This window comes from Micromonospora humida (genome assembly GCF_016901255.1).
GTDB lineage: Bacteria > Actinomycetota > Actinomycetes > Mycobacteriales > Micromonosporaceae > Micromonospora > Micromonospora wenchangensis.
This window is the reverse complement of record NZ_JAFEUC010000012.1, coordinates 59,997-78,642: the sequence shown is the minus strand read 5'-3', so window position 1 is coordinate 78,642 and position 18,646 is coordinate 59,997. Positions and strand designations below refer to the sequence as shown.

15 protein-coding genes, 1 tRNA gene, 1 other RNA gene and 2 pseudogenes are annotated in these 18,646 nt (G+C 71.0%); 7 read left to right on the top strand and 12 right to left on the bottom strand.

Annotated features, from left to right (window positions below; translation table 11 throughout):
• Positions 1-136: 136 nt before the first annotated feature.
• Positions 137-826: a hypothetical protein gene (locus JQX11_RS22825; RefSeq protein WP_204927019.1), complete on the bottom strand. Its 690-nt coding sequence runs from the start codon at positions 824-826 to the stop codon at positions 137-139.
• A 372-nt stretch (positions 827-1,198) separates the two neighbouring features.
• Here JQX11_RS22825 and JQX11_RS22820 point away from each other — a divergent pair, with 372 nt between their 5' ends.
• Positions 1,199-1,840 (top strand): hypothetical protein, encoded by a 642-nt coding sequence (locus JQX11_RS22820; protein WP_204927018.1) that lies wholly within the window; start codon positions 1,199-1,201, stop codon positions 1,838-1,840.
• A 16-nt stretch (positions 1,841-1,856) separates the two neighbouring features.
• On the opposite strand, the gene JQX11_RS22815 is transcribed toward JQX11_RS22820, so the two are convergent.
• Positions 1,857-3,320, bottom strand: coding sequence for an MFS transporter (locus tag JQX11_RS22815; protein ID WP_204927017.1), 1,464 nt, complete (start codon positions 3,318-3,320; stop codon positions 1,857-1,859).
• Positions 3,321-3,428: 108 nt separating this feature from the next.
• Between JQX11_RS22815 and JQX11_RS22810 the strand changes: the two genes are divergently transcribed.
• A complete protein-coding gene (locus tag JQX11_RS22810) occupies positions 3,429-4,088 on the top strand; it encodes an HNH endonuclease family protein (protein WP_088643797.1) in 660 nt (219 codons plus the stop codon).
• Positions 4,070-4,513, top strand: coding sequence for a hypothetical protein (locus JQX11_RS22805; protein ID WP_204927016.1), 444 nt, complete (start codon positions 4,070-4,072; stop codon positions 4,511-4,513). Before JQX11_RS22810 ends, JQX11_RS22805 begins: the two co-directional genes overlap by 19 nt.
• A gap of 68 nt (positions 4,514-4,581) precedes the next feature.
• Here JQX11_RS22805 and JQX11_RS22800 read toward each other — a convergent pair whose 3' ends face one another.
• From JQX11_RS22800 to JQX11_RS22780, 5 genes are all read right to left on the bottom strand, one after another.
• Positions 4,582-5,658: an ABC transporter ATP-binding protein gene (locus JQX11_RS22800; RefSeq protein ID WP_204927147.1), complete on the bottom strand. Its 1,077-nt coding sequence runs from the start codon at positions 5,656-5,658 to the stop codon at positions 4,582-4,584.
• Positions 5,659-5,735: 77 nt separating this feature from the next.
• On the bottom strand, positions 5,736-6,722 hold the full coding sequence (locus JQX11_RS22795; protein ID WP_204927015.1) for an ABC transporter ATP-binding protein: 987 nt from the start codon (positions 6,720-6,722) through the stop codon (positions 5,736-5,738).
• A 106-nt stretch (positions 6,723-6,828) separates the two neighbouring features.
• Positions 6,829-7,728: an ABC transporter permease gene (locus tag JQX11_RS22790; RefSeq protein ID WP_204927146.1), complete on the bottom strand. Its 900-nt coding sequence runs from the start codon at positions 7,726-7,728 to the stop codon at positions 6,829-6,831.
• A 275-nt stretch (positions 7,729-8,003) separates the two neighbouring features.
• Positions 8,004-9,011 carry an ABC transporter permease gene (locus JQX11_RS22785; protein ID WP_088643793.1) on the bottom strand — a complete coding sequence of 336 codons (1,008 nt, stop codon included), beginning with the start codon at positions 9,009-9,011 and terminating at the stop codon, positions 8,004-8,006.
• Positions 9,012-9,110: 99 nt separating this feature from the next.
• Positions 9,111-10,790 (bottom strand): ABC transporter substrate-binding protein, encoded by a 1,680-nt coding sequence (locus JQX11_RS22780; RefSeq protein WP_204927014.1) that lies wholly within the window; start codon positions 10,788-10,790, stop codon positions 9,111-9,113.
• Positions 10,791-11,524: 734 nt separating this feature from the next.
• Here JQX11_RS22780 and JQX11_RS22775 point away from each other — a divergent pair.
• Entirely contained in the window at positions 11,525-12,118 is a 594-nt protein-coding gene (locus tag JQX11_RS22775) for a hypothetical protein (protein ID WP_204927013.1), read from the top strand.
• Positions 12,119-12,270: 152 nt separating this feature from the next.
• Positions 12,271-12,519 carry a hypothetical protein gene (locus JQX11_RS22770; protein ID WP_204927012.1) on the top strand — a complete coding sequence of 83 codons (249 nt, stop codon included), beginning with the start codon at positions 12,271-12,273 and terminating at the stop codon, positions 12,517-12,519.
• Positions 12,520-12,709: 190 nt separating this feature from the next.
• On the opposite strand, the gene recR is transcribed toward JQX11_RS22770, so the two are convergent.
• The 4 genes from recR to ffs all read right to left on the bottom strand — a co-directional run bounded on the left by recR (position 12,710) and on the right by ffs (position 16,715).
• The gene (gene recR, locus JQX11_RS22765) at positions 12,710-13,303 is read right to left on the bottom strand and encodes a recombination mediator RecR (RefSeq protein ID WP_088647762.1); all 594 of its coding nucleotides are present in this window, start codon (positions 13,301-13,303) and stop codon (positions 12,710-12,712) included.
• Positions 13,304-13,310: 7 nt separating this feature from the next.
• Positions 13,311-13,619 carry a YbaB/EbfC family nucleoid-associated protein gene (locus JQX11_RS22760; RefSeq protein ID WP_067309858.1) on the bottom strand — a complete coding sequence of 103 codons (309 nt, stop codon included), beginning with the start codon at positions 13,617-13,619 and terminating at the stop codon, positions 13,311-13,313.
• Between the two features lie 109 nt (positions 13,620-13,728).
• Complete coding sequence (locus JQX11_RS22755; protein WP_204927011.1) at positions 13,729-16,518, bottom strand: DNA polymerase III subunit gamma and tau; 2,790 nt, start codon at positions 16,516-16,518, stop codon at positions 13,729-13,731.
• Between the two features lie 107 nt (positions 16,519-16,625).
• Positions 16,626-16,715: signal recognition particle sRNA small type (gene ffs / locus JQX11_RS22750), an RNA gene on the bottom strand.
• Between the two features lie 82 nt (positions 16,716-16,797).
• Between ffs and JQX11_RS22745 the strand changes: the two genes are divergently transcribed.
• Positions 16,798-16,882 (top strand) — tRNA-Ser (locus JQX11_RS22745).
• A gap of 77 nt (positions 16,883-16,959) precedes the next feature.
• Here JQX11_RS22745 and JQX11_RS32685 read toward each other — a convergent pair.
• Positions 16,960-17,914, bottom strand: a pseudogene (locus JQX11_RS32685) (tyrosine-type recombinase/integrase); the annotation flags it as partial.
• On the opposite strand from JQX11_RS32685, the pseudogene JQX11_RS32680 reads away from it, so the two are divergent.
• Positions 17,915-18,513: pseudogene (locus JQX11_RS32680) on the top strand (HAD family hydrolase); the annotation flags it as partial.
• Positions 18,514-18,646: the final 133 nt, after the last annotated feature.

Here is an 18,646-nt window from a genome sequence, read left to right as displayed (position 1 = left end):
CAGGCGAGGATGGGGCCCTGGCGTCTTTCGACAGGGCCCCATCGCGATCGTGATCAACAGGCCCAGACCCGTGACGGCAGCACCGGCCCTCACGGGGCCTCGCACCTGAGCCACGCAGGGGAGCGGCCCGACGGAACTAGTCCGGGATGTTCCAAGCCGACAACTCCACCGTGGCCGCGCCGTCGTTGGAAACGCCAACCACCTGCATCAGGATCATCCGCCATTGATCCCTGCGTTCCCGCGCATCCTGGTAACTGGTCGTGATGCACAGGGCGGTACCTTTGCGCACCGGGATGGGCGCGTCCCGTCCGACCAACGCGCTACGGATCTTGTCGGCGCATTCCTTCGGTGTCATGCCGGGACGGGCGTCCTCGCTGCCCTCCACCCCGTCCATCAGACGGAGCATGGGCTGGTTGGAGCTGCAGCTGGTCGACAGACTGATCTCGGCCTGGTCGTCATCGTTCTTGGCCCTCGGCTCGTCCAGGTCGGCGTACATCGTGCGCCCACACGCGGCCTGCAGGACCATCGGCTGCTTCTGGTACTTGGGCTCGTAGACGGTTTGCTCGGTCAGCACCGGCGCCTCGCCCGGCGAGCGCGGAACGTCGTCGATCCCCGACGGCAGTTCCGACGGGAGGTTCGATGCCGGCGCCGAGGTGGCCGGGGCCGCACCGGAAGGGTTCGGTGGCGGCGCAATGCTCGCGGGGCGGTTACCCAGTGCGAACGACTTCGCATCCTTGGCCTGGTCGATCGCGCGCCAGGCGAACAAGGCGGACCCGAACGCCAGCAACAGCGCCAGGACCGAAACTCCCAAGGCAGTGAGAGCCACGCCCCGACCACGGGGGGAACGGCTATCGGAATTCATGGGTTGCGGATGGGGAGCGGCATCCAACTGATCGCCCGCCGTCGGCGGAGCAGCCGGACTACTTGGCGCGTTCCCATCGTTTGGTAGAACCACTGAGAACCTCCTGCAATCTGTAGCAGGGAATTCTGTAGTCCCCTCCATCCGAGAAACAACGAGATCCACTGTCGCATAAACGACAGCAGCCAGTTAGGGATGGAGTCCGATCATGCGGATGATAGATGCCGTCCGAGTATTAGTGGATCACATTCGGGGAGAGACGTGGCCGACGTTGAGAACCTCCGCCCAGCAGAGAGCCGTGGCCACCAGCCCGACGAAGGGTCGAGACGCGGTCGTCGCTTGACGATTGCCCTGACCTTGCTGGGCATCCTCATAGCCGCCGCGTCGCTGGGACGCGACTACCTCAATCTCACCAAACATGAACCCGATTCCGATCCTTCGACGTCAGCTAGCCGGACAACGGTTACTGCACCCGCCCAAACAACCGGCGATCGAGGAAGTGTCGATCGAGAGAATACGGGGGAGCCGGCCGGCGGGCAGGGCACTCCGAACGGCGTCCACCTCGACACCTTGGAAGTGCAGGGCGGGAAGGACAATTTGGTGGATCTACCACGGGCCCTACGTGGGCAGCCCGGTTACCAGCGCCCGATCACCATTACCTGCCCACGAAACACCTCAGCAGACAAGTACCGGGAGGTCACCTATCCACTGCTGGGCCGTTATGTGGATCTCACGACCGTCGTTCGCCCCTACTTCCCGGACGATTCGCAGGCGAAGGCCTATGTATCAGTGATCACCTCCACCAAACAGGAGGACGACACGGTCAACCGGTTGGATCGCGGCGGCAAGGCGACCAGGCAGGGTGCCCCGGTTCAGCTTTCGGTCGATGTCGAGAAGACCGACGAACTCGCCATACGGGTGCAGTGTGAGTCACCGACCGGCTTGGTGGTGTTGACTGAAACCCTCCTCACCCCCAGGTGACAGTTCGACAGAGCCGTTACCCACTCCTGGCCGGCCGCGCGGCCCGGTCCGACGCACCGTCGGCAGACGCCGGGCGGCGCACCAGCAGGGCGGCCAGCAGCGCGCCGCCGAGCAGCAGGCCGGCGCACCAGGTCATCGCACCCCGGAACGCGTCGGTGAGCGCGCCGGCCTGCTCGTAGCCGGTGCCGGACAGACCCACCAGCAGCGGCAGCGCGGCCACCGCGAGCAGGCCGCCGGTGCGCGACGCGGCGTTGTTGAAGCCGCTGGCCACCCCGGCGAACCGGTCCGCCACGGCGGCCAGCACCGACGCGGTCAGCGGGGCCACCACCAGGGTCAGCCCGACCCCGAACAGCAGCACCCCGGGCAGCACGTCCCACCAGTACGACGCACCCGGCCCGACCCGGCGCAACAGCAGCAGGCCGGCGGCGGCGGCGACCGGGCCGACGGTCAGCAGCGGCCGGGGGCCGATCCGCGCCGACAGCGCCCCGGCCCGCGCCGAACCGAGCAGCAACAGCACGGTCATCGGCACGGTGGCCAGCCCGGTCCGCAGCGCCGACCAGCCGACGACGTTCTGGAGGTAGACGGAGAGGAAGAAGGTGAACCCGCTCAACGCGGCGTAGACCAGCACGGTGAACACGTTCAGCACCGAGAAGAGCCGGCTGCCGAACAGCGTGGTGGGCAGCATCGCCCCCTCGCCCCGGTGCCGTTCGAGCAGCACGAAGCAGACCGCGGCGAGGACGCCCACCACGGCGGCGAGCAGCACCGGCCAGGAGCGCGGGCCGCGTACCGGGGCGTCGATCAGGGCGTAGGTGAGCCCACCCAGCGCCAACGCGCCGAGCAGCGCCCCGGCGATGTCGAACCGCCGGCCGGCGGTGCGGGAGGCGTTCTCGTCCCGGCTCTCGGGCACCCAGCGCACCGCCGCCAGCAGCACCCCGGCCGCGAGCGGCAGGTTGATGAAGAAGATCCACCGCCAGGAGAGCGCGTCGATCAGCCACCCGCCGACGAACGGGCCGAGCGCGGTGGACACCCCGGACAGCCCCGACCAGGTACCGATCGCCCGACCCCGGTCGTCCGGGTGGAAGCTCGCCTGGAGCACCGACAGCGACCCGGGAGTGAGCAGCGCCCCGCCCGCACCCTGGAGGAACCGGGCGGCGATCAGCTGGTTGGTGTCCTGGGCGAGCCCGCACAGGACGGAGGCGACCGCGAACCAGACCACCCCGATCAGGAAGATCCGCCGCCTGCCGAACCGGTCCCCCAGCGACCCACCGAGCAGGACGAACGCGGCCAGCATCAGCGCGTACCCGTTGACCGTCCATTGCAGACCCGCGACGGTCGCGTCGAGGTCGGCGCCCAGCCGGGGAAGCGCCACGTTGACCACGGTGCTGTCCAGGAACACCATGCCCGAGGCGAGGATCGCGGCGAGCAGCGTTCCCCGCCCGGCCGTGGTACGGATACGGAGCGCGTGAGCGGGTGCGGTCATGGGTACCAATCTGCACGCCCTCGACCGGAGACGCCACGAAACACGGAAACCGTGCCTTGGGTACTGTGCGGGATCGCCGGAAGCCCGCAAGCTGGAAAGGTGTCGTCTGTGCGTACCAGATCAGGAGGCCGCGCGGCGGTGGCGGCGGCGCTTGCCGCGCTGCTCGCCCTCGGCGCGGGTGGGTGTGACGTCTCGGTGGAGGAGCCGGAGGCGCCACCGGGCAGCTCCGGCAATGTCGGTGAGCAGCTCTCGGAGCTGACCGTCGCCGAGGCCGGTTCGATGAAGGGTTACAGCCGCAACCGGTTCCCGCACTGGCGGGACACCGGCAAGAACTGCGACGTGCGGGACAGCGTGCTCCAGCGCGACGGCAAGGACATCCGCCTCTCCGGCTGCAACGTGGTCGGCGGGCGGTGGGAGAGCGTCTACGACGGGCGGACCTTTACCGACCCCTCCGACGTGGACATCGACCACATGGTGCCGCTGGCCAACGCGTGGCGTTCCGGTGCCGACGAGTGGGACGACGCCAAGCGCGGCGACTTCGCCAACGACCTGACCCGACCGCAGCTCTTCGCGGTCTCCGCCAGCTCCAACCGGTCCAAGGGTGACCAGGACCCGTCGCAGTGGAAACCGCCGAACCGCGCCTACTGGTGCACGTACGCGGAACACTGGGTAGAGGTCAAGCACCACTGGAAGTTGACGGTGACCAGCGCCGAGAAGGCCGCCATCACCGACATGTTGGGGGGCTGCACATGGGCGAGCAAGCGCTGACACCGGCCGGTACCGACGCCGGGACCGACCCGGCCGCCACACCGGCGACGGCAGCCGACGCGGCGCCGGAGGGCACGGGGGCCGCCACCGCCGGGATGACCGCCGACGGACAGCCCGCCGCCCCGGCCGGGGTGCCGGGCGCGGGGATGACCGCCGACGCGGGCGGCACCGGCGGGCCCCGCGAGCTGACCGCCGACCTGGTCGCCGGCCCCGGCGGGGTGATGACCGACGAGGTCGGCGTGGTGACCGGCGAGCTGACCCTGAAGTCCCGGTACGCCGACGGCCAGGCCACGCTCACCGTGCAGTACAAGGACGCCGACGAGTGGTACGCGGTGACCGGCGGGACGGCCAGGCTCGCCGACCCGGCCGATCTCGACGCCGTGCACAATGTCGCGCTCGCCCTGCTGCACCGCCCCGAGGGCTGACCCGCCCGCCGCCGCACCCACGGACAGGGCCCCCTTCCCGTCGCCGGGAAGGGGGCCCTGTCACCTGCTCACGGGGTGGGGATCAGCTCACCGGGGTCGCCCGGCGTCCCGCCCTCGTCCGGCCGGACCAGTTCGGGTTCCACCTCGTGCGGGCGCAGCCGCCCGGCGGCGATCTCCTCGGCGAAGTGGCAGGCGACCCGGTGGCCGCCGACGACCTCGCGCAGCGCCGGCCGCTCGTCGGCGCAGCGGGTCGGCTGCGCCCACGGGCACCGGGTGTGGAACCGGCAGCCGGCCGGCGGGTTGGTGGGCGACGGCAGGTCACCGGCGAGCAGGATCCGCTCCCGCCGGTCCTCGACCAGCGGGTCCGGCACCGGCACCGCCGACATCAACGCCTTCGTGTACGGGTGCATCGGCTCCCGGTAGAGGTCGTCGCTGGTCGCCTCCTCCACCAGCCCGCCCAGGTACATCACCCCGACCGTGTCGGCGATGTGCCGGACCACCGCCAGGTCGTGCGCGATGATCAGGTACGTCAGTCCGCGCTCGTTCTGGAGGTCCTCCAGCAGGTTGAGCACCTGGGCCTGGATCGACACGTCCAGGGCGGAGACCGGCTCGTCGGCGACGATCAGATCCGGGTCGAGCACCAGCGCACGGGCGATGCCGATGCGCTGGCGCTGCCCGCCGGAGAACTCGTGCGGATACCTGCTCAACGCCGAGGCGGGCAGACCCACCGCCTGCAGGGTCTCCCGCAACCGCCGGCTCGTCGCCTCCTTGTCGTCGGCGAGGCCGTGCGCCTTGAGCCCCTCCACCAGCAGCGACTCCACCGACTGCCGGGGGTCCAGGCTGGAGAGCGGGTCCTGGAAGATCATCTGCATCCGGCGGCGGGCCTTACGCATCGACTCGCCCTTGAGTGCGCGCACGTCGGTGCCGTCGAAGACGATCTCACCGTCGGTCGGCTCGACCAGCCGTAGCAGGCCCCGGCCGAGCGTCGACTTGCCGCACCCCGACTCGCCCACCAGCCCGTACGTCTCACCCGCGTTGATCGACAGGGAGACGCCGTCGACCGCGTAGACGTAGCCGACGGTACGGTCGAAGAGCAGCCCGCTCTTGATCGGGAAGTGCACCTTGACGTCGCGCAGCTCGATCAGGGGCCGCCCCTGCTCCGCCGTCGCCCTCGCCCCGGCCTGCCCGGTCGCGGCACCATCCGTGGTTCCGGTCCGTTCGGTCACGGCACCGCCACCTCCTCCGAAACGGGGTTGTTGCACCGCAGGTCGCCGCCGGAGGCGGTGGGCTCCAGCGGTGGCGGGCCGTCCAGGCAGGCGTCCACCACGTTGTCGCAGCGGGGCGCGAAGGCGCAGCCCTCGACCCAGGGGATGTTGTCGGCCACCGAGCCACGGATCGCGTGCAGCCGCTCGCCCCGCACCGAGTCGAGCCGGGGCACCGAGCTGAGCAACCCGTGTGTGTACGGGTGCCGGGGCCGGGCGAACAGCTCGTGCCGGGCGGCCCGCTCCACCACCTTGCCGCCGTAGAGCACGTTGACCGTGTCGCAGAGCCCCGCCACCACCCCGAGATCGTGAGTGATCATGATGAGCGCGGTGCCGGTCTCGTCGACCAGTTGCTTGAGCAGGGTGAGGATCTGCGCCTGGATGGTGACGTCCAGCGCGGTGGTCGGCTCGTCCGCGATCAGCAACCGGGGCTTGCAGGCCAGCGCGATGGCGATCAGGGCACGCTGGCGCATACCGCCGGAGATCTGGTGCGGGAACTCCGTCAGCCGACGGTCCGGGTCGGGGATGCCCACCGCGTCGAGCAGTTCCCGTGCCTCCCGCAGCGCCTTGCGGCGGTCCATCCCCCGGTGCCGCTCCAGCACCTCGGCGACCTGCACCCCGATCGGGATGACCGGGTTCAGCGACGACAGCGGGTCCTGGAAGATCATGCCGATGTCCCGGCCCCGCCGGTCCCGCAGGTCGTCCGGGCGCAACTTGAGCAGGTCGGTGCCCTCGAACAGCACCTCGCCGGTGACCCGGTTACCCCGCTTCGGCAGCAGCCCCATGACGGCCAGGCTGGTCACGCTCTTGCCGCAGCCGGACTCGCCGACCAGGCCGACCGTCTGCCCCGGCTCCACCGTGAAGCTGACCTGGTCGACCGCCGTGAACGGCCGCTCGCCCCGGCGCTGGAACACCACGCTCAGATCGCGTACGTCGAGCAGGCTCATCGGGTCACATCCTCACTGTGCTGGTCGTTCGCTCCCGGCCGCGGTCGCCGGTCCACCCGGCTCCCGCCCGGCCCGGGGCCGGTCGCGCCGGCCCGCCGCACGGCCGTCACCGCCGGTTCTTCGGGTCGATCGCCTCGCGCATCGCCTCACCGAGCAGGGTGAAGCCGAGCGCGACCACGATGATCGCGAGCGCCGGATAGTAGGCCAGCTCGGGGCGGACCTCGAAGTAGCGCTGGCCGTCGACGCCGAGCATCAGCCCCCACTCGGCCCGGTTGATGTCCGGGTCGCCGAGGCCGAGGAAGGACAGCGCCGCCGCGTCGAGGATCGACACCGCGAAGGTCAGCGTGGCCTGCACGATCACCGCGGTCAGCGAGTTGGGCAGCATGTGCCGCAGGACGATGTTGCGTTCCTTGACACCCAACGCCCGCGCGGCGAGGACGTGGTCGCTCTCCCGCTGGGCCAGCATCGAGCCGCGCAGCAGCCGGGCGAAGATCGGCACGCTGACGATCGCCACCGCGAAGATCACCGTCCACTGGCTCGACCGGCTGGCCATCGCGACCAGGGTGATCGCCAGCAGCAGGCTGGGCAGCGCCAGCATCACGTCGGTAAGGCGCATCAGCACCACGTCGACCCAGCCGCCGAAGGCCCCGGCGATCGCGCCGAGCAGCACGCCCAGGGTGAGCCCGATCAGGGTGGCGAGCACGCCCACGAAGAGGGTCTGCCGGCTGCCGTGGATCATCCGGGAGAGGAAGTCCCGGCCGAGCGGGTCCGAACCGAACGGGTGCCCGGCGGTGGCCCCGGGGATGCTGTCCACGGTCAGGTCCCGGGTCAGCTCGTCGAAGCGCTGCACCGGGTCGTGCGGGGCGATCAACGGGGCGAAGAGCGCCACCAGTACGAACAATCCGACGATGACGGCGCCGACGATGGCCACCGGGTTGCGGCGTAGCCGGCGCAGCGCGTCCCGGTAGAGGCTGACGCCGCCCGGGTCGGCGGTGGCCCGCGCCAACTCGTCGAGCCGGGCCCGCTTGCGGTCGCCGAGCCGGCCGAGGCTGCGCTCCCGCCGCTGCGCCGGGCTGTCGCCGGACCGGCCGGTGGGGGTGTCGCCGGACTGGCCGGTGGGGGTGTCGCCGGACTGGCCGGTGGGGGTGTCGCCGGACTGGCCGGTGGGGGTGTCGCCGGACTGGCCGGCCTGGCCGTCGGCGGCCGGGCCCTCGGCGGGCTGGTCGGTGGGGGTGTCGCCGGTGCGGGGCTTGCCCACGCCGGGGCGGGTGGTCGGGTCGGTCATCGCACACGCACCCTCGGGTCGATGAAGGCGTAGGAGAGGTCGACCAGCAGGTTGACCAGCACGAAGACCAGCGCGGCGAGCAGGATGATCGCCTGGAGCACCGGGTAGTCCCGGCCGCCGCTGATCGAGTCGGTGATCAGGGTGCCGAGGCCGCCCCAGTTGTAGACCTTCTCGGTGAGCACCGCGCCGGAGAGCAGCGCGCCCGTCTGCAGGCCGATGGTGGTGACCACCGGCAGCAGGGCGTTGCGCAGGATGTGCCGGCCCCGGATGGTGCGGTGCCGCAGGCCCTTCGCCTCGGCGGTCCGTACGTAGTCCTCGTTGAGCACGTCGAGCACGCTGGCCCGGGTGATCCGGACGATCACCGCCAGCGGGATCGTGGCCAGCGTGACCGCCGGCAGGATCAGGTGCCAGAGCGCGTCGGCGCTGGCGTCGAACTCCCGGGTGAGCAGGCCGTCCAGGACGTAGAACCCGGTCACCGAGGTGTTGTCCATCCCGGTGCTGATCCGCCCGGACGGCGGGAACCAGTGGATGTCCTGGGTGAGCACGTCCTTGAGCAGGTAGCCCAGGAAGAAGATGGGGATCGAGATGCCGAGCAGGGTGCCGGCGATGGTCAGGTTGTCGAGGAGTCGGCCCCGGTAGCGGGCGGCGAGATAGCCCAGCGGCACCCCCAGCCCCACCGCGATGATCATGGCGGCGATGGCCAGTTCGATGGTGGCCGGGAAGGCGCGGGCGATGACGTCGGTGACCGGGTCACCGGTCCGGATCGAGTTGCCCAGGTCCCCGGTGAGGACCCGCTGCATGAACTTGCCGTACTGCACGAGGATCGGCTGGTCGTAGCCGAGCGCCTTGATCAGCAGCGCCCGTCGTTCCGGGGTGGCCCGCTCGCCGAGCAGCGCCTCGACCGGCCCGCCGGGCAGGTTCCGCAACCAGACGAAGATCAGCGCGGACAGCGCTATCAGCGTCACCACCAGTTGGAGCAGGCGGCGGACTATGACTCGCAACATCTCTCACACACCAGACTCTCGATGTTCGCGGCATCGGCCCGGGCCGGCACTTGCTCCCGACCCGGGCCGATGCACGCCTACGGCGTCAGCCGACGGACGTCACTTGCTGCTGACGCTGACCGTGTTGAACCGCTCGTCGGTCAACGGGCTGGCGATCATCCCCTGCACGTCCTTGGTGACGACGATGGCCGGCGGGGCGTGCCAGACCGGCACGGCCGGCAGCCACTTGGCGGCGATGTCCCGGTTGACCTGCTCCCAGGCCGCCTTCTTGCCCGCCTCGTCGACGGTGGCGTCGGCCTTGGCGATCGCGTCGAACATCTCGGTCATGGCCTGGTCACCGAACTCGACCTTGCCCCGGCCGAAGAAGGTGCCGACGAAGTTGCCCGGGTCGTTGTAGTCACCGGTCCAGCCGAGGATGTGCAGGTCCTGCTTGCCGAACTGCTGCACGTCGTCCTTGAAGCCACCGTTCCACGGACGCGGCACGCCGTTGACCTTGATACCGACGGCCTGCAGGTCGTTGGCCAGGACGGTGAAGATCTCCTGCGGGTTCGGCATGTACGGCCGGGAGACGTCCGGCGGGTAGTAGAAGTTGAGGGTCAGCCCCTCGGCGCCGGCCTCCTTGAGCAACTGCTTGGCCTTGTCCGGGTTGTACTCGTACTTCTGCACGTCCGGGGCGTAGCCGAGCACGGTGTCCGGCATGAACTCGTCGGCGACCTTGGTGCCACCCGGGCCCTTGGTCTGGACGAGCTGCTGACGGTTGAGGGCGTAGGCGATCGCCTGGCGTACCCGCAGGTCCTTCAGCTTCGGGTTCTTCTGGTTGATGCCCAGGTAGAGGATGTTGAACGCCGGGCGGTCGAGGACCTGGAAGCCCTCACCGGACAGCGCCTTGCGGTCGGCCGGAGCCGGGAAGTCGATGCCCTGGACGGTGCCGGCCCGCAGCTCCTGCTTACGGGTGTTCTCGTCCTTGATCACCTTGATGATGACCTTGTCGACCTTGGCCTTCTCGCCCCAGTAGTCGGGGTTGCGGTTCAGGGTGATCTCGTTCTTGGCCTTGTCCCAGCCACCGAAGGTGAACGGACCGGTGCCGACCGGGGTGGTGGTCGCGAACGAGCTGTACTCGAAGGAGTCGCCGTTCTGCTTGACCGTGTCGGCGTCACCCTTCTTGAGGGCCTCCGGGCTGGCGATCGAGAGCGCGGTCAGCGCGAACGCGCCCGGGAACGCACCCTTGTACTTGTTGAGGGTGACCACGGCGGTGCCGTCGTCCTTGGCCTCACACTTGTTGTAGAGCGCCTCGCCGGCACCCTCGGCCTCGTTCTTGGCGAACCCGCCGAAGACGTCCTGGTAGTAGATCATCTGCGACTGGGCGGCGGCACCCTTCATGTTGTACCAGCGGTCGAAGTTGAAGCAGACCGCGGCGGCGTTGAAGGGGGTGCCGTCGTGGAACTTCACGCCCTGGCGCAGCTTGAAGGTCCAGACCTTGCCCTCGGGGTCGTGCTCCCAGCTCTCGGCGAGGCCACCCACCAGGTCGGCAGTGCCCGGCTTGTGCTGGACCAGCGTGTCGTACATCTGCCGGACCGGCCGGAACGACTCACCGTCGTCGTTGAAGATCGGGTCGAAGTTCTTCGGGTCACCGGCACCGGCGAAGATGAAGGTGCCGCCCGTCTTGGCCTCGCCACTGTTGTCATCGCCGCGGTCACTCTCCGCACAGCCGGCCGCGCCGACCGCCAGGGCTGCAACGGCCACGAGGCTCACGGCCGTCCTTAGCCTTCTCGCCTGCATCTCTCACCTCTGTCATCCGCCTGAACAACGCCGGTCCATGGCTCGGTCCGTGAGCGGGAGGCTATGACACGACACACCGAAGCGGAACGGCCGTTAGGCAATCGCTACCAAGCCGACACCAAGCACTCCGTCTGACACCGCCGGATCTCCCGACAAACGGGACTGTCACAGCGGCACGTCCCAGGTTTGTCCTGAAATAGACCGACTGTCCGAATCCGCCGCCACCAGCGGTGACCGACCGTCACGCCCCGCCCCGCCGGCTCCCGCGAGGCGGCTCCGCAACGGTCGCCGTCCGCACCGTGTCCGGTTCCGGGGGTACGCTCCGCGCCGGTCCGACGCTACGTGCGTGTCGTGGGGTCAACGTCCGGTGACCGGCGGCACCCCCGGGCCGGAATCCCCACCCCGCCTCCGGCGTTACACCCTGCGTACGACCGCAGCAGCACCCCCGGGCCGCCCGACGCCCCGGCCGCCGGCGGAATGACCCGGCACCGACGGTCGTTACACCCCCCGTACGACCGCAGCAGGCAGTACCTCGGCCGACCCCGCACCCCCCGGTCGTTACACCTGACCCCGGCACGAGCGGCCACCACCCCGGCCGGGAAACCCCCTCAGACTTTCCCCCCGTATGAGCGCCCCCGACGTGGTGCCCACGCCCCCACGCTGCCCGACCCCACGGGCGCGCCCAGCCCTCCACGGGCCGGGTCGGGGCGTCTACCCCCGAAGGAGCAACCCCCATGAACACCACCATCCTGCGTAAGAGCGTCCTCGGTATCGCCGGTCTGGCCTTCGCCGGAGGCATCGCCGCCGGCCCCCTGCACCTCACCGACACCCCCACCATCGACACCCGCCCCGTCGCCACCGTCCAAGCCGACAAGCCCGCCGTGGACACCGCCAAGCTGATCCCGCACGGCGTGCAGGGCGAGCAGTCCCACATCGACCTGAACGACGAGCAGACCGGCAACGCCAAGGCGATCATCGCCGCGACGAAGAAGGCCGGCATGGACGAGCGGGCCGCCGTCGTGTCGATCGCGACCAGCCTGCAGGAGTCGAAGCTGGAGAACCTCGGCCACCTCGGCGACCGTAACGACCACGACTCGCAGGGCCTGTTCCAGCAGCGCCCGTCGTCCGGCTGGGGCACGGTGGAGCAGATCACCGACCCCGAGTACGCCACCCTGGCGTTCCTCAAGGGCCTCAAGCAGGTCGACGGCTGGCAGGACATGCCCCTGACCAAGGCCGCCCAGACCGTCCAGGTGTCGGCGTACCCCGACCACTACGCCCAGTGGGAGCAGCAGGCCGCCGACCTCGTCGCCCAGCACTGGAACAGCTGACCCGTACCCCTGTGGTGAGAACCAACGCCCGACTGGCCGGACCCCGCACCCTGGAGCCTTGGCCAGTTCGGCGTCCGACGGCCTGTACGTGCCGTGCAGGACCGGTGTAGTCCGCCGCGCCCTCGGTTGCAGGTCTCGGAGAGGATGGGGCCATGTCTGCATGGGACAAATGGCGTGGCCGCCTGGGCACGGTCCTCGGTACGGTCGGGCTAGCGGTGTTCATACCGGTCGCGGCCTGGGCATCGTCGGGCAGCGGCGAGATCGTGGTGCGGGCGGGACAGAACGCACGCCCTGCCAAGCCCGGGTTCAGCGGCTTCGACTGCTGCCTGATGGTGCTCTTCGGCATCGGTGTGCTGGTGGTGCTGTACATCAAGCTCGCCCGCAACCGCCCCCCAGACTGACACCGCCACCGCCACCCGCCATACCCATTGCACGCCTCGTTGATCATGAGGTTTCGACCGCGCTCGGCGTCCGTTTTTTCGCCGCCCAGCACTGGAACAGCTGACCCGCACACGACACGATGGCCGGCACCCCACCCGGGGTGCCGGCCATCGGCGTGTCTCCACCGGCCGGGCCGGTGATCGGCGAGGGTCAGACCGCGCGGCGGCCCTCGAAGGCCCGACCCAGGGTGATCTCGTCGGCGTACTCCAGGTCGCCGCCGACCGGCAGGCCGCTGGCCAGGCGGGTGACCGCGATACCCATCGGCTTGACCATCAGCGCCAGGTATGTCGCGGTCGCCTCGCCCTCGGTGTTCGGGTCGGTGGCGAGGATCAGCTCGCGGATCGTCCCCGCGCTGAGCCGGCTCATCAGCTCGCGGATGCGCAGGTTGTCCGGGCCGATCCCCTCCAGCGGATTGATCGCCCCGCCGAGCACGTGGTAGCGGCCCCGGAACTCACCGGTCCGCTCGATCGCCACCACGTCCTTGGGTTCCTCGACCACGCAGATCACCTCGTCGGTGCGGCGCGGGTCGCGGCAGATCCGGCACTGCTCCGACTCGGCGACGTTGAAGCAGGTGGTGCAGAACCGGACCAGGTCCTTGACCTTGCGCAGCGCACCGGCCAGCCGGGTGACGTCGGCCGGGTCCGCCGACAGGACGTGGAAGGCGATCCGCTGGGCGCTCTTCGGGCCGACGCCCGGCAGCCGCCCCAACTCGTCGATCAGGTCCTGGATGGCACCCTCGTACATCTGCGGGTCAGAATCCGGGCAGGCCGAGGCCGCCCATGCCGCCGGCGACCGGGCCCATCTTCTGGTCGGTCAGCTCCTTGGCCGCCTCGGCGGCGTTGTGCAGGGCCGCGACGACCAGGTCCTCCAGGGTCTCGACGTCCTCCGGGTCGACCGCCTTCGGGTCGATCCTGATGCTCTTGATCTCGCCGGAGCCCGACACGGTCGCGGTGACCAGACCACCGCCGGCGGTGCCGGTCAGCTCGGCCTCGGCCAGCTCGGCCTGCGCCTTGGCGATCTGCTGCTGCATCTTCTGCGCCTGCTTCAGCATCTGCTGCATGTTCGGCTGTCCACCTGGGCGCACGGATGGCTCCTTCTCGCACTCGTCTGCTCGGCCGCGCCCAGCCTAGTCGGGCACGGCCGGTGTCTCCGGTCCGGGCGACGGCGGGTCAGCGCGCGTCCACCTCGTCGATCTTCTCGGCCCCGAACGCCTCCCGGAGCAACTGCACCGCCTGCTCCTCGCTCGACTGCCGGGCGGTCCGCTCGTCGATCACCTCGTCCAGCGGTTCGTCACCCGGGTCGAAGCCCTCGTAGGCCGGGGCCGCCGTCGGCTGCGGGCGTCCACCGGCGCGCCCCGGCCCGTCGTAGTCCGGGTCGTACGGCGGCTCACCGGCCCAGTCGGCGTCCGCCAGCCGGCGCGCCGGCTGGGCGGACCGTGGCCCCTTGGCGGTGCCGGCCGCTGCCGCCGCCGCAGCCGCCCGCGCCGCCGCGATCGCGCTGCTCACCGGGGCCGCGCCGGGGGCGGTCGCACCGGTCTGCGCCGGGGCCGTCGCCTGCCCCGCCGGCCTGGGTACGGCAGGTGCCGCCCCGCCGGCACGCGCGGTCGCCGTCCCGGTCGCCGGTGCCACCGTCCGTGCTCCGGGTGCCCCCGCCGTGCCCGGTCCGGCTTGCACGCCCGTCGATCCTGGCTGCGCCGAACCGCCGGCCATCGTCGCCGTGGCCACCGCGCCGCCCGGACGGGCCGCCTCGGGCCAGTCGCCGGCATCGCCCGCGCTGCCGGCCCCGCCGGGGCGGGCAGCCTCCGGCCATCCGTCCTCGCCGCCGGGACGGGCCGGCTCGGGCCAGTCGTCGTCGGCCGTACCGGAGCCGCCGCCCTGCGCCTGCGGGTCGCCGCCCCGCACCGCCACGGCGGTCGCGCCGCCCGCACCGGCACCGTCCACCGCACCGGCACCGTTCGCACGGCCGGTACCGGCAGCACCCGACACCCCGGGCGCGCCACCGGGACCGACCCCGCCATGCGCGCTGGTTCCGCCATGCGCGCTGGTTCTGCCGGCGGGCGGGGAAGCGTCGGGCCGGGCCGCCGGGCCGCCGGCCACGCCGGACGGGCCGGGACCGGCATCCGGGCCGGCGGACGGACGGGCCGGGTGGGGGGTGGCACCACCGTCGAACGGGGAGTCGGCGGGAGGCGCGGACGGGCGGGCCGGCCGGGACGGACCACCGAGGGCTGCCCCGCCCCGCTCACCGGCCACCTCGCAGCGGATCTGCCAGCGCCCGCCCAACTCCTCGTAGAGCGCGTCGGTGAGCACCCGGGCGTGGTCGGCCATCATCTTGGCCAGCACCACCGACTTCACCGTCACCACCAGCGTGTCCCCGTCGAGGTCCCGGACCACGGCATCCCGCATCAGGGCGGCGATCCGCTTGTTCGTCCGGTTGACCTTGCCGACCACCTCCGGCCACGCCCGCCGGACGGCCACCGCGTCGAGCGCGCCCACCGGGTCGCTGCCCGGTCGGGGCGGCTCGGGCGTCGCCGGATCGGGCAGCACCGCCGACGGCGGCACCGGACGGCGTACGGGAGCGGCGTCGGCGACCGGTGGGCCACCCGACGGCGGCGCGGCAGGTGCCGCCGAAGGCGATCCGGGGCGGGCACCGGCAGCGGCAGCCCGCGCGGCAGCCACCCCGGTGGGGCCTGCGGGCTCCGGCGGGGTGTCGGCGACGGCCGGGGCGGGCTGGGGGCGTACCTCGGTGGGGGCGGGGGGAGGCGCGGAGCCGGCGGCGGCCGGCGGCAGGTCGACGGCACCCAGGGTGAGCCGACGCTCCATCCGTTCCAGGCGCTGGAGCAGGCCACCGGTGGAGTCGTCGACGCCGGGCAGCAGCATCCGGGCGCAGATCAGCTCCAGCAGCAGCCGGGGAGCGGTGGTGCCGCGCATGTCGACCAGACCGTTGTGCACGATGTCGGCGCACCGGGACAGGGTCGCCGGGCCGAGCCGGTGGGCCTGGGCGGCCATCCGCTCGATCTGGTCGGCCGGGCCGTCGATCAGGCCCTTGTCGGCGGCGTCCGGCACCTGCTGGAGCACGATCAGGTCACGCAGCCGTTCCAGCAGGTCGGAGGCGAACCGGCGGGGATCGTGGCCGGCCTCGGCCACCCGGTCGACGGTCGCGTACGCCGCCGCGCCGTCCCCGGCGGCCAGCGCGTCGCACATCTCGTCGATCAGCGCGGCGTCGGTGACGCCGAGCAGCGCGGCGGCCCGGGGATAGCTGACCCCCTCCGGGCCGGCGCCCGCAATGAGCTGGTCGAGCACGGAGAGGCTGTCCCGGGCGCTGCCGCCACCGGCGCGCACCACCAGCGGGAAGACCGCCGGATCGACGGTCACCCCCTCTGCCTGGGTGAGCTGCTCCAGGTACGGCCGGAGCACCTTCGGCGGGATCAGCCGGAACGGGTAGTGGTGGGTCCGCGACTTGATCGTGCCGAGGACCTTCTCCGGCTCGGTGGTGGCGAAGATGAACTTGACGTACTCCGGGGGCTCCTCGACCAGCTTGAGCAGGGCGTTGAAGCCGGCCGACGAGACCATGTGCGCCTCGTCGATGACGTAGATCTTGAAGCGGCTCTGGGCCGGCGCGAAGAACGCCTTCTCGCGCAGCTCACGGGCGTCGTCGACGCCACCGTGGCTGGCCGCGTCGATCTCGATGACGTCGATCGAGCCGGAGCCGTCGACGGCCAGCGACCGGCACGAGTCGCACTGCCCACACGGCTCCGGGGTGGGGCCCTGCTCGCAGTTGAGCGAACGGGCCAGGATGCGGGCGCTGGAGGTCTTGCCGCAGCCCCGGGGGCCGGAGAACAGGTAGGCGTGGTTGAGCCGACCGCTGCGCAGCGCCTGCGACAACGGCTCGGTGACATGTTCCTGGCCGATGACCTCGGCGAAGGTACGCGGCCGGTACTTGCGGTAGAGCGCCAGCGTCACTCGTCCCGCCTCCTCTCGACCGAGCCATTCTGCGCCGGTCGGGCGCGGGTGACCACCCACCACCCCGGGACCCGACCCGCAGGTACGGTACCGGTGGGCGGAGACAAAAAGGCCTCCCGTGCACCCGGCAGAGCTCGCTTATCCTTGCTGCCTTCCGGCCCTGGGGAGGTTCACGAGATACCGCCGCACGGGAGGTAGGCACCACCCTACCCGACCCCCGGTGGATCTTCGGGGGGTGGTGGGGTGGTCCGGCCGCCGGGGACCTGTATCCTGGCTCGCGGAGGATTCGCCTAGAGGCCTAGGGCGCACGCTTGGAAAGCGTGTTGGGATAAAACCCTCACGAGTTCGAATCTCGTATCCTCCGCTCGCTTGAGCAGGAAAAACGACAGGGCCGGCCCCCACGGGGACCGGCCCTGAATCGTCTCTACCGTCGCTCTCGTCTCAGTTGTCGTCTCGGTTGCCCTGTTCCGGCTGGTCGGGCGGCGGCTTGGTGACCCCCTCCCCCGGCCCGGCCGGCGGGTCGCCCCAGAGCAGTCCGCCGAGCTGCTGCGCGATGTCCCGGCGCACCTGGTCGGTCATGTGCTGGTAGCGGACGGCCATGGCCGAGTTCGACCAGCCCATAATGCCCATCACGGCGCGGCCGGAGACGCCGAGCACCAGGAGCGCGGTGGCGGCGGTGTGCCGGGCGTCGTGTAGCCGACCGTCCCGCACTCCGGCGAGCTTGAGCAGCCGTTTCCACTCGTCGTAGTCCGTCGCCTGGTGGATCGCCTGGCCGGTTGGCGAGGCGAACACCCATCCCTCATCGCGCCAGAGCTGGGCGGCGGTTTCGTGCTCGGCGTCCTGCTCTTTCCGGTGCTGCCGTAGCAGGTCGACCAGGGCGTCCGGCAGGCCGATGGAGCGACGACCAGCACGGGATTTCGTGTCCGCTGCCACCGGCCGTTCGTTCACTCGGTCCGGGCACTGGCCGGGCAACTTCTGCTCACCCTTCCCGTCGCAGCCGTGCTGCCATTTCGGCTGGAGAAGCGCGCGGCGCACGGTGAGCGTCCCGTGGTCCAAATCCACGTCCGGCCATTTCAGGCCGAGCGCTTCGCCCTGGCGCAGCCCCAGGGCGAAGCGCCACGGCCCACCGGGCACTGTTCCTCCGCGACGCTGCCGCCCGAAGGATCGCCTGCACCTCGGGGATGGTGTACGGCTGCACCTCGGAAGCCGGGAGGCGGGGCGGCTTGGCCAGCGCGGCGGGATTCCGGGCGAGGTGCCCACGGCGGACCGCCTTCCCGAGGGCCGTACGGATCGTCCGGTGCGCCTGGTGGGCGGTGCCAGCCGCGCTGCCGTTGGCCATCATCCGGCCGTAAAGCTTCTCCAGGTGCTCCGGCTCCAGGCGGTCGAGACGGTGGGCGCGCCGCAGGTTGCGGCCGAGCTGGTTGAAGTGCTGTGGCGGCACGGCGTTGACGTGCCGCCCGATCTCGCCAGTGAGCCGGACCCGCTTGAGGTACTGCGCCGCACCGGGGCGGCCGGCGAACAGAGCGCCACCCGAGCGGTGGAGGATGCGCTTTGCGCCGCTGAGCGCCGGGCGGTCGAGACCGCCGAACCGACGCCCTACAGCCGCGAGGTGATAGTGGCTGCACAGCAGGTGGGTCTACCGGTTGCGGTGGTCAGCAACAACTCTGCCGGCGCGATGGTGGCCTACCTGGCAGCGCACCGGCTCGCCGGGGGTACGTGTCGCCGGTGGTCGGTCGGGCGTACGCCGACCCGACCCGCATGAAGCCGAACCCGGAACCGATCCTGCAAGCCATCCGCATCCTGGGCCAGCCACCCGCTCGCCGTGTTCTCATCGGCGACTCGCTTTCAGACATCGAGCGAGCGCGGGCGGCTGGGGTACGGGTAATCGGCTATGCGAATCGACAACCGAAGGTCGAGCAATTCCGCGCTGCCGCCGCACATTCGGTCGTCACGAGTATGCGCGAGGTCGCACACGCACTAATAGAGATGAGCTGACTTCGGGGCCTGGATAACCCGATAAGTAATCGCGAAGGCGAGGGTCACCGGCTTCAAGCTTGCACCTCCGTCCGCTCCCCTGTTGTCCGGCCCGGCGTTACGAGCCTCTATCAGGCGGCTTGGTCTGGCGATA